The sequence below is a fragment of the Pseudolactococcus chungangensis CAU 28 = DSM 22330 genome, assembly GCF_002441885.1.
Classification (GTDB): domain Bacteria; phylum Bacillota; class Bacilli; order Lactobacillales; family Streptococcaceae; genus Pseudolactococcus; species Pseudolactococcus chungangensis.
Window position 1 is genome coordinate 1 of sequence record NZ_JXJT01000047.1, and the last position, 6,098, is coordinate 6,098.

Genomic DNA, 6,098 nt, shown 5'->3' on the forward strand with positions numbered 1-6,098 from the left:
TATCTCAATAATTTAATTGAGCAGGACCATCATCCAATTAAGCGCCGTAATAAATTTTATCGAAGTTTACGAACTGCCTCAACCACGATTAAGGGCATGGAGACTATTCGAGGAATATACAAAAAGAACCGAAGAAACGGAACGCTCTTCGGATTTTCGGTGTCGACTGAAATTAAAGTTCTGATGGGGATCCCAGCATAGTCAAAATGTTAAACTAGGACTTCTATACTCTTTTGGGAAACTTTGCAACAGAACCATAACCTCGAACGAAAGGAAGTTCGCCCAATGAAAAAGTACAGTCAAGAAAGAAAAGATATGATTCTTCAACTCGTTGCAACTGGTAAACCCGTCTCCGAGACTTCCCGTGAATATGGCATTGCAGAACAAACAATTTATAAATGGAAGAAAAACAACAGCCCAGTCGCTGGTAGCTCGTTGACCCCTGCTCAGATCAAACAGATGGAAAAAGAAATGACTCGTCTGCGTCAGGAGAACGAAATCTTAAAAAAAGCAATGGCTATATTCAAGAAGTAAACTTACACAGTAAAATTCTCTTCATCAAAAATGAAAGTAACGAGTATCCGACTCGGATGCTCTTACGAGTGATGGACGTAGCGCCAAGTACATAGTTTCTAAAGGTGGAACCGATGCAGGTGCTGCTCACACAGCGAATGAAGGAATCCCAAGTACCGTGATCAGTGTTTGTGGTCGCTATATCCACACCCATCAAACAATGTTCAGCATCGCTGATTTTGATGCCGCTCGGGAAATGCTGATTCAAGTTTTAAAAGGATTGGATGAAAGTACGATCAAAACGATCATCGAAGGAAAATAGCTGCTTAAGAAAAATTAAATAACTTCATAAAAATCAATATTATCAAGGCTTTCCTAACTTATTTGATGACTTTATTAAATGAAACCAGCATATTTCTTGCAATCGAAAATGATTTCTGTTAGGATTTAGTTATATTAATAACTCCTTAGGGGAGTAACCGACAACGTTGTTGTTGTGATATCAACAGTAAGTTAACCAGCGATGGTTTTCTGGTATCGTATGAAATGGTGAGACCTAAGATAAGTTTAAACACTTGCCTTAGGTCTCTTTTTGTCAGTTTTTCTAATCACGCTTCAGCGTGATTAGAAAAATGATATGCGTACGAAAATAAATTCCTTTTTTCGTTTTTTGAAAAAAGGATTTCGTAAATATTGAGCTAGTCACTATTAACGGATTAGTCAATCACACGCACATAACAGTATCAACTGCCAAAAGTTACGAATCAAGTGAAATAAAAATTATTGGAGGCTATAAATTGACAAAACACGTGTACCAACAAGAAACAGACGGATTAATGAAAGACTTGAATACCTCACCAGAAGGTTTGAGCCAAACAGAAGCTCAACAGCGATTACAAGAAAATGGTCCAAATCAATTAAAAGAAGCGAAGAAAAAATCCTCGCTAACTTTATTTTTAGAAACCTTCAAAGACGCGATGGTGATTGTCTTATTGATCGTTGCCGTTGTTCAAATGATTATGGGAGCCCATGTTGAATCAATCGTTATTTTTGCTGTGTTACTACTCAATTCAGTCGTAAGTGTCATCCAAACAAAAAAGGCTGAGGGCTCATTAGATGCTTTGAAAAAACTTTCTGCACCTGATGCTAGAGTTCTTCGTGGCGGACAGGAGCTAAGTATTCCGGCTAAAGAAATCGTTACTGGAGATATCGTTATTCTAGAAGCTGGTGACTATGTACCAGCTGACGGGCGTTTACTCGAAGCCAGATCGCTAAAAGTTGATGAGGGGATGCTGACTGGTGAATCGACACCAGCTGAAAAAGAAATCAAAACATTTGGTAATGATGTCCCTATTGGTGACCGTATCAACATGGTCTTTAGCGGAACAATCGTGACTTATGGTCGCGGGAAATTTTTAGTAACTGCTACAGGCAATGATACTGAGATTGGTCAGGTTGCTGGTTTATTAGAATCAACTACTGAACAAAAAACACCTCTTCAACGAGGGTTAGATAGTTTTAGTAAGAAATTAAGTATGGCGATTTTGGTCTTATCTTTAGTCATCTTAGGGATTCAATTACTGCGAGTTTTCTTAGAAGGTTCAGCTGATATGACGCAAGATATTGTTAATGCCTTTATGTTCGCTGTAGCTGTAGCTGTGGCGGCGATTCCCGAAGCACTGCAATCAATCGTTACAATCGTTCTTTCATTAGGAACGAAGAAAATGGCGAGACAGCATGCGATCATTCGTAAGCTACCTGCTGTAGAAACACTGGGTTCAACAAGCATTATTTGTACTGATAAAACAGGGACCTTGACACAAAACAAAATGACCGTTATTGACCACTTCTTAGCCGACGGACAAAGCGGAGAATTTTCAAACGATCCTAAACACTGGGAAGCAGATGAACAACGTTTGATTGAAATCAGTGTGTTAGCAAATGACGCAACGATTAGTGAAGACGGCACTAAATTAGGTGATCCAACCGAGATTGCATTAATCGACTACTGTGAAGAACAAAACCAATCGTATCGTGACTTGCGTAAAAAATATCCTCGTCAGGCGGAACTGCCTTTTGATTCGGACCGTAAATTGATGTCGACGCTTCACACGATCAATCAACAGAAAACAATGGTAACTAAAGGTGGCCCAGATATCGTCTTTAAACGCAGCTCGAAAGTGTTGCTTGACGGACAGGTCGTTGATTTTACACCAGAGCTTAAAACGCGGTTTCAAAAACAAAATGAAGCCTTTTCTGAACGGGCATTGCGTGTATTAGCTTTTGCTTACAAAGAGGTAGCAACAGATTCATTAACGTTGGATGACGAAAAAGATCTGATCTTAGTCGGATTGCTGGCAATGATCGACCCACCACGGGAAGAAGTATTCCAAGCAGTCGCTGATGCCAACTCTGCTGGTATCCAAACAGTGATGATTACCGGTGACCATAAAACGACTGCTGTCGCCATCGCTAAAGAAATTGGAATCTTTCAACGAGGTGATCTTGCATTGACTGGTGCTGAATTGGATCAGTTGAGTGAAGCTGAGTTAGCCGAACAATTAGAGCAAATCACTGTCTATGCTCGTGTCTCACCAGAAAATAAAATCCGAATCGTCCGTGCTTGGCAGGACAAAGGCAAAATCTCTGCTATGACTGGTGACGGTGTTAATGATGCACCCGCGTTAAAACAAGCAGATATTGGGATTGCGATGGGAACCGGAACAGATGTTGCGAAAGATGCTGCCGCTATGGTTCTGACGGATGACAACTTTGCTTCAATTATTAAAGCTGTCGAAGTTGGACGAAATGTTTTTGATAATATCAAAAAGGCTGTTGCTTATCTATTTGCTGGGAATTTAGGTGCGATTATCGCGATCATCTTTGCCTTAGCAATCGGTTGGGCTAATCCATTTACTGCTTTGCAGCTACTTTTTATCAATTTGGTAAATGATTCACTGCCGGCAATTGCTTTAGGCATGGAAAAAGCGGAACCAACGATTATGAAGCGTCAGCCACGGGATCCAGATAGCGGGATTTTCACTGGAAAAACATTGATTTCTGTAACCTATCGAGGGATTTTGATCGCCATTGCCGTGATTACTGCTCAATGGATCGGAAATCTGCAATCCGCTGAAATGGGAGTCGCGATGGCCTTTTCAACCTTGATTTTAAGTCGGACACTACAAACTTTTGCAGCTCGTTCGAACACGCAAACTTCTATACAAGTTGGTTTATTCTCGAATAAAATGGTTTTGCTGGCAATTCTTGTTTGTGGTGTATTCTTCAGTCTGACATTATTACCAGGGTTACGAGAAGTTTTCGCTATTCCAGCAACCTTTAATTTGAAGGAAATTGGTTTGGCTCTAGTTCTAGCAATTTCAGCAGTTTTATTGATGGAAATCACTAAGATGATCATAATAAAAGTTCTAGAAACAAAAACAAATGCACAATTGAACAAATATTAAGCTAGATCAACCGCATGAAAAAGTCGACATCAAAATTCTGATGTCGGCTTTTAGCTTATAATAATTGTTGCAGATAAAGTTGAATTCGCGGATTGTCACTTTCAAAGAAAGCCTGACTGCTTCCGTTAAAAGTAACTTGTCCTTCTTCAAGGAAGACGATTCGATCTGCTACCTTGCGAGCAAACTCTAAATGGTGAGTTACAACAATTTGGCCGTTTCCTGATTCTGCTAAATCCTTGATTACTTGCAGCACTTCTTGTGCCAACTCTGGGTCTAGCGCACTCGTTGGTTCATCATAAAGCATAAATTCTGGTTCCATTGCTAATGCACGAGCAATCGCTACTCGTTGCATTTGTCCACCAGATAATTGTTTTGGATGCTCGTTTGCTTTGTCTAATAATCCGACCTTTGTCAGTAATTGTTCTGCCTGCGTTTTTGCTTGCTCTTTCGAAATTTTCTTCACCTGTGTAGGACCCTCCATGACGTTTTGTAGTACCGTCAAGTGAGGAAAAACAAACCACACCCTTGATTTCTTGATGAATGACTTCGAGAGAGAGCTTGTTTTTCACTGCTTTGGAGATTTTCTCGTCCAATTGAGTATTCAGCTTTGTGGCACGTTTAGAGTGTTTTCTTAAAGTCTTGTAGCTCTCTTGAGCAATTTTCGCTGAATACTTGGTCTTATACTTGAGTTGAACTGTTCCTCGTTTTATCTCGTTATGAATCGTTTGAGGAGCTTTACCAAGACGATTTGCGATTTCTCGGTTACTGATTTTCTGCTTATTGTGCCAACGTTCAATTCAGAAAACAGTTCATCAACAGATAAAGGAACTTTTTATACTATAACTGGGACTTTAGAAACTTCAAAATATCTCAACTCTCGTTATGGACAGACAGGGGAATTATCAATTATCATCGGCAAAAAAACCTATTGGCAACAAATACAAGATGTATTGAAAAATAATTGACTTATTTTTACTTTTATCTCGAATTGTTAATTCGTTATTTTACCTAAATTTTATACCTAACCATATACCTTAAAATCTCTAGTTTCAGTGATAACTAAACAGACTTATTCGAGCCCGTAGTTCACTAAATTATAAAACTCCGACTCAAGTTAGAGATGAAGTCTAAAATCTAAACCACATACATTTTTTTGTACAGTTTTCTTTTGACATATCAAATAAAAAGTGAAATAATAAAACTCATTAAATGTTTTTAGTAAACCGTATTTAAACAAAAGGAGATAATAATTATGAACAACTACACTAAATTAAATGAAAATCAACTAAAGGCTGTTAATGGTGGAGGATACAAATACTACGGTAATGGTCTATATGTAGATGTGAAAAACGGGAAATCATATGTGAATTGGGGGCAAACAGTGGATGCTCAATTCAATAGATGGGCAACTAATGGAAATGGTAGAGCTTAATAAATTATGAATACTACGGAAAAAGAATTAGTCAATAATTTATATAAAATGTTGGAAAAACGTACTAATAAATCAAAAGATATCTTAAATATTCTTGATGTATTAGTACAGGTTAATAAAAAACTTGACAAGGAAAAAACACCCGAAGTTTTAATCAATAAGCTAAATCAATATATACGTATTACTGCATCCACAGGAAAAATTCACTTTTCGAATGAAGAAGAAGAGTTAACAATTAAATTGAGTATTATTGGACAAAAAGCAGGAATAAATGGTTCATACATGGCTGATTTTTCTGACAAATCACAATTTTATAAATTTGGAGAAAAAGTTCCTCTTCGATAAAACGTATTTCGTTTCATTCACCGCAGTTGCATCCTTACAACTGCGGTGATTTTTCGATTTCCAATACGCTTAAACGTTTAATTTGTTAGGTTCGTTGCAAATTTAAAAATTAACTAAAAATCACTAAATATCTAATTTATATATAACACCGAAAAACATTGAGGATTTTATTTCAATGTTTTTTTATTTACACGAAACTATAAAATAATGTTATTGAGATTTTAAATACAAGCAAAACTAATTGCCGTTTCTTGGTAAAATCATGCTTTAAATTCAAAATTTCTTGACCGATAATCACCGTCTAAAAAACGGTTCTGTTGCAAAGTTCCCCATAACTCCTG

Annotated in this window: 6 protein-coding genes and 3 pseudogenes; 7 read left to right on the forward strand and 2 right to left on the reverse strand. The window is 37.6% G+C overall.

Going from position 1 to position 6,098, the window contains the following annotated elements; all coding sequences use genetic code 11:
• The 4 genes and pseudogenes from RR45_RS10615 to RR45_RS10630 form a co-directional block, all read left to right on the forward strand.
• Positions 1-201: pseudogene (locus RR45_RS10615) on the forward strand (IS6 family transposase); the annotation flags it as partial.
• Positions 202-285: 84 nt separating this feature from the next.
• Positions 286-534, forward strand: a complete 249-nt coding sequence (locus RR45_RS10620; RefSeq protein ID WP_031367202.1) for a transposase — start codon at positions 286-288, stop codon at positions 532-534.
• 85 nt (positions 535-619) lie between these two features.
• Positions 620-835, forward strand: a pseudogene (locus RR45_RS10625) (glutamyl aminopeptidase); the annotation flags it as partial.
• A gap of 475 nt (positions 836-1,310) precedes the next feature.
• Positions 1,311-3,980 carry a cation-translocating P-type ATPase gene (locus RR45_RS10630; RefSeq protein ID WP_031367203.1) on the forward strand — a complete coding sequence of 890 codons (2,670 nt, stop codon included), beginning with the start codon at positions 1,311-1,313 and terminating at the stop codon, positions 3,978-3,980.
• Positions 3,981-4,035: 55 nt separating this feature from the next.
• On the opposite strand, the gene RR45_RS10635 is transcribed toward RR45_RS10630, so the two are convergent.
• Together RR45_RS10635 and RR45_RS11675 are read right to left on the reverse strand one after the other, a co-directional pair.
• Positions 4,036-4,461 (reverse strand): ATP-binding cassette domain-containing protein, encoded by a 426-nt coding sequence (locus tag RR45_RS10635; RefSeq protein WP_244898839.1) that lies wholly within the window; start codon positions 4,459-4,461, stop codon positions 4,036-4,038.
• Positions 4,462-4,480: 19 nt separating this feature from the next.
• Positions 4,481-4,777: pseudogene (locus RR45_RS11675) on the reverse strand (helix-turn-helix domain-containing protein); the annotation flags it as partial.
• On the opposite strand from RR45_RS11675, the gene RR45_RS11700 reads away from it, so the two are divergent.
• The 3 genes from RR45_RS11700 (at position 4,697) to RR45_RS10650 (ending at position 5,757) form a co-directional block, all read left to right on the forward strand.
• A complete protein-coding gene (locus tag RR45_RS11700; RefSeq protein ID WP_455363165.1) occupies positions 4,697-4,945 on the forward strand; it encodes a hypothetical protein in 249 nt (82 codons plus the stop codon). The pseudogene RR45_RS11675 and the gene RR45_RS11700 overlap by 81 nt on opposite strands.
• Before the next feature lie 287 nt (positions 4,946-5,232).
• Positions 5,233-5,412, forward strand: coding sequence for a leucocin A/sakacin P family class II bacteriocin (locus RR45_RS10645; protein WP_031367177.1), 180 nt, complete (start codon positions 5,233-5,235; stop codon positions 5,410-5,412).
• Positions 5,413-5,418: 6 nt separating this feature from the next.
• Entirely contained in the window at positions 5,419-5,757 is a 339-nt protein-coding gene (locus tag RR45_RS10650; RefSeq protein WP_072353694.1) for a bacteriocin immunity protein, read from the forward strand.
• Positions 5,758-6,098 lie beyond the last annotated feature (341 nt).